Below are 3979 nucleotides of genomic sequence, written 5' to 3'. Positions count from 1 at the left end.
CGGGCGGCTCCCCAGAACAGTCTCAGCCTGGAAGTTGGTCACTAGCTAGACACTACCTAACAGCCACAGGCGATAGGCTGAGAGGCCAGAGATGCTGTCGTGGCTTTCATCTTACCTCTCAGCGGTTTTTGAGATGTTGCTAGCCAACAATGTTCTGATTGTGGCAATATTGTCAAGAAAACATTATCTGTAAGAACTCATGTTTGTTCTTGTGGGTGTGTCTTGGATAGAGACGAAAACGCCGCTATAAACATTCTCGCACGGGCAAATACTGTCGGGCGGACAGAAATTCAAGCCCTCGGACAGACTACCCACTGTCTATTAGGTGAAAGCTTAGTAGATAAGGTAACTGGATGAACAGGGAATCCCCAAGCGCTTAGTGCCATGGGAGCGTCAATATCCTATCTCGATCCGCTTCCCCTTGGCTGAGGGGAATTTTTAGAATCTCTTTTGATTTGGCGACCGCTCCCCTTGTTAATCTAATACGATAAAAAGACTCTCTTTGGCCAAAAGCTCGATTTTTTGGCCAGCAAATCGGAATTATGGGGGCAAAGTTCCTCAAAACCTATCCTTGATTCCTGCAATCCCTGTACCCTATCAATACCAGAACATGATTTTATCTTTCTTGCAGACAAATAAAATTTCTGACGATAATACACCTTGGTGGCTGAAAATTACCTCCCTTTATCCCCACTGTACCTACTATTTTGGTCCCTTTGCCTCTTTTGAGGAAGCACAACAGCATCAGGGGGGTTATCTCCAAGATCTAGAGTCCGAAGGAGCGCAAGGAATCAGTCTTTCGATCGAGCGGAGTAATCCCCGTTATTTGACCGTTTTTGACGATGGAAATCAGGATCTAGCTAAAACTTTGACTTCCCATGCTCGAACCTTTTCTCGCTTTATTTCTTAAGTCTCCCTGTCCTCTTTGTCAACGGCAGAGCGAGCGAGAGCTTTGCCGTGATTGTGGGCGACAATTACAGTCCTATCGTCAGAATAACCCGCTTTTTCTCTGGCGTGGTTCTATTCCCCTGTTTATCTGGGGACGCTATGAAGGTAAATTAAAACAGGCGATCGCTAAAATGAAATATGATCGCCATCCCGCTCTCGGCTCTTTGCTAGGCAGTTGCATGGGGGAAACTTGGCTGCTGCGTCCTCCCCTCACCGATAAACGTTTGACGGTGATTCCTATCCCTCTCCACCCAGAAAGATTAAGGGAAAGGGGTTTTAATCAAGCAGAAGTCATTGGCGAGGGTTTTTGTCGTTTAACCGGTTATCCTCTGGCTAGTCGCGGATTAATTCGGATTAAGAACACGGCAGCTTTATTTAGTCTGGCAGCCGAGGAAAGAAAAAAGACGATGCAAGCGGCTTTTCAACTGGGGAAAAATTTACCGAAATCAGTGCCGATTCTCTTAATTGATGATATTTATACCACGGGAACCACGATTGAGGAGGCTGTGCAGGTTTTACAAACAGAGGGGTATCGGGTAGTCGGTGCGATCGCTCTTGCCAGTTCCAAAATTAGCTAAAATGCCCAGACGGAATCGGTCTAGGCATTTTAGGATTTTAAATTAAGTCCGTTTGATCTTGTCGTATTGACTGATGAAAATCAAACCGATAGTAGCAGGGATCAGGACGATAGCCGCACCTAAAACAAGGCTCCAGAGAAAGTTAGCTAAAGAGGGTGTCATGATAGATAAATCCTTTGTCATATTTTCAAAGACTTAGTTTTTTATCTTATCACCTTGGGCGAGAAGACCTCCACTTCCACGACCAGATAGATGCGATCGCAGGTTTTATATGTCTTCAATCCCTCAAGATAAAGTCTCCCTTGACTTCTCAAGGGGATAGGGATGTTTGACAATAGGTGATAGTTACAAAACTTTAAACTAGATTGGCAAAGATTTTTATGGCTACTGACGATCGCAAACGGCGCATTCTCGATCATCTCTCCAGAAGTACCACTGGTGCTGACTATATTCCCAAAAAACCGCTGCCAATTGTGGAAACTCCTCCGGTGGCAGCGGAACCCGTGGCAGCGCCGCCTCCAGTAACTCCTTCACCGGAATTAACTGCTAAAGAGCGCAAAAGAAAGATAATGTCCCATCTTTCCATGAGTAGTCAAGATTTTGGCGAAATTACTAGCACTGCCCCCGAAGAAAAGCGTAAACGCCAAATTAATGACCATCTACGCCAAAGCCAAGGATAAATAGGGTTTGCTGAAAAATTTTTTCCTGGGGGCAGGGTGTGGGGTGTGGGGTGTGGGGTGTGGGGTTTTACCCATTTTCAGGGAGTCAATTACCTAATTTTCAGGGAAAAAGTACCTGAAATTTCCCTCCCCAATCACTCCAATCGCTGGCACTTTTTGATTTCAAAAAAGCCTAAAGATATTATCCAACAAGGTTTTTAGATTTATTCAGCAAACCCTAAATAGTAAGGAGTGAGAATTAGCAACTAGGCATCTTCTAGACTGTTCTCGCTCCCTCATTTTCTGCTGTCGATGGGGATAATGACAGTTGTTGCAAATCAGTTCCTCGCTCTGGCAACAAGGGAATGTTAAAGTTAGTAATGATCGCTTCGGTGATCGGATGACGCAATTTTTCTGTGGAACCAACATGATAAAAATGCTGTTTAGTATAGATATAAAACTGATCAGCACTCCAATTTTTTTTAATTAAAGGATTGCTTCTAAACTGATTACTGTGCCAAGTGGACAAAATAAACCGACAAGAAATATCCTTTAAAATAGTCACCAAACAATCTTCATCCTCTTCAGACCAAGAGTTAAAATAATCGGTGTGTCTCCCTAAATAAGGAGGATCGAGATAGATCAAGTCTGTTTTTTGCCAATCAGATAAAGTCTCTCGAAAGTCAGCAACTTGAAAATTATAATCAGTTTTAATAAGAATATTTTCTAGGGCAATAACTTGATTGACTATTTTGGTAATATATGCTTGAGAAAATCGTTCTGATTTATGACAGTAAGGTACGTTAAACTGTCCCTTACGATTGAATCTCATCACGCCATTAAAACAGGAGCGATTGAGAAATAAAAAATCTAGAGAATTAGGAGATTGATTAAATCTTTCTCGTACTTGATAATAATAACTTTCTCCCTGCTCCTTAAGAACTTGACCATTTTCTTGCAAAAAAAGCTTCACAGTTTTACTGGTAATAACTTGATTTTTTAGATTATTATAAAACTGGATAATATGAGTATTTGTGTCCGCAAGTAAAGCCTTTTTGGGATTAATATTAAAAGCCACCACCCCCGATCCAGAAAAGGGTTCTATCCAACGCCCAAAGCTAAGATCAGACACAATATTTTTAACATCTTTTACCAATTTAGTTTTAATTCCTTGACACTTAATCGGTGGCACAAGTGGCGTTAACTTCACTAAACACTCTCCTCATCAATAGTAATCTCTATCCACAGCAAACTTAGCTCCTGTTGGCTCGTGAATAAAGGTTAAATCAGGGTAAAAATTTTGTTGAGATACTAACTCTATCTTGGGTGCATCTCATTTTTGCCCTCTCAAAAATTAATTATGCAAGAACTCTATAGTAGGGTTGATTCATGAATCAACCCTACCCAAACCCCCCGTTGGGTGCGTGGCGCGGCCACTGAGCGTGTCGAAGTGCCGCCCCCAAACCTCGGAGCGCATTAGTTTTTCGGTGGGATGCTTACAGGTAGCTGCTGATATATCTGTAATAATTTAAGGGTCACTGATAATTGCTGATTGTTGGTATTTCTGCATAAGTGAGATACACCCCTCTATCTTTAATTGGTTACATCTAGCAAAATTATCAAATATGGGAAAAAGAAGCAATTCTAGGATTTTAGGCTCTTCGTTACTTGTTATGGTTCGATAGGGGGGCATAAATCGACTAAATCCTTATCTGGCAAGAGACTTAATTGATTAGTTCGCTCTAGATAAAAAACAATTGACAAAAATCGCTAAATGCCTTTCTATATAAGGGT

5 protein-coding genes and 1 pseudogene are annotated in these 3979 nt (G+C 41.8%); 4 read left to right on the top strand and 2 right to left on the bottom strand.

Features of this window, described 5'->3' with window-relative positions; all coding sequences use genetic code 11:
* Window positions 1–141: 141 nt before the first annotated feature.
* From O9332_RS00330 to O9332_RS00320, 3 genes and pseudogenes are all read left to right on the top strand, one after another.
* Window positions 142–357 (top strand): annotated as a pseudogene (locus O9332_RS00330) (zinc ribbon domain-containing protein); the annotation flags it as partial.
* A gap of 253 nt (window positions 358–610) precedes the next feature.
* The gene (locus tag O9332_RS00325; RefSeq protein WP_002759077.1) at window positions 611–910 is read left to right on the top strand and encodes a DUF1816 domain-containing protein; all 300 of its coding nucleotides are present in this window, start codon (window positions 611–613) and stop codon (window positions 908–910) included.
* Window positions 879–1526: a ComF family protein gene (locus O9332_RS00320; protein WP_002759075.1), complete on the top strand. Its 648-nt coding sequence runs from the start codon at window positions 879–881 to the stop codon at window positions 1524–1526. The genes O9332_RS00325 and O9332_RS00320 overlap by 32 nt, the downstream gene beginning before the upstream one ends.
* 42 nt (window positions 1527–1568) lie before the next feature.
* Here O9332_RS00320 and psbX read toward each other — a convergent pair whose 3' ends face one another.
* A complete protein-coding gene (gene psbX, locus O9332_RS00315) occupies window positions 1569–1688 on the bottom strand; it encodes a photosystem II reaction center X protein (RefSeq protein WP_002759073.1) in 120 nt (39 codons plus the stop codon).
* A 218-nt stretch (window positions 1689–1906) separates the two neighbouring features.
* Here psbX and O9332_RS00310 point away from each other — a divergent pair, with 218 nt between their 5' ends.
* Window positions 1907–2206, top strand: coding sequence for a hypothetical protein (locus O9332_RS00310; RefSeq protein ID WP_002759071.1), 300 nt, complete (start codon window positions 1907–1909; stop codon window positions 2204–2206).
* A 256-nt stretch (window positions 2207–2462) separates the two neighbouring features.
* Here O9332_RS00310 and O9332_RS00305 read toward each other — a convergent pair whose 3' ends face one another.
* Window positions 2463–3395 carry a DNA adenine methylase gene (locus O9332_RS00305; protein ID WP_288023225.1) on the bottom strand — a complete coding sequence of 311 codons (933 nt, stop codon included), beginning with the start codon at window positions 3393–3395 and terminating at the stop codon, window positions 2463–2465.
* Between the last annotated feature and the right edge of the window lie 584 nt (window positions 3396–3979).

The organism is Microcystis sp. LE19-10.1B, assembly GCF_027530565.1.
GTDB lineage: Bacteria > Cyanobacteriota > Cyanobacteriia > Cyanobacteriales > Microcystaceae > Microcystis > Microcystis aeruginosa.
This window is presented reverse-complemented; position numbering and strand designations above follow the sequence as displayed.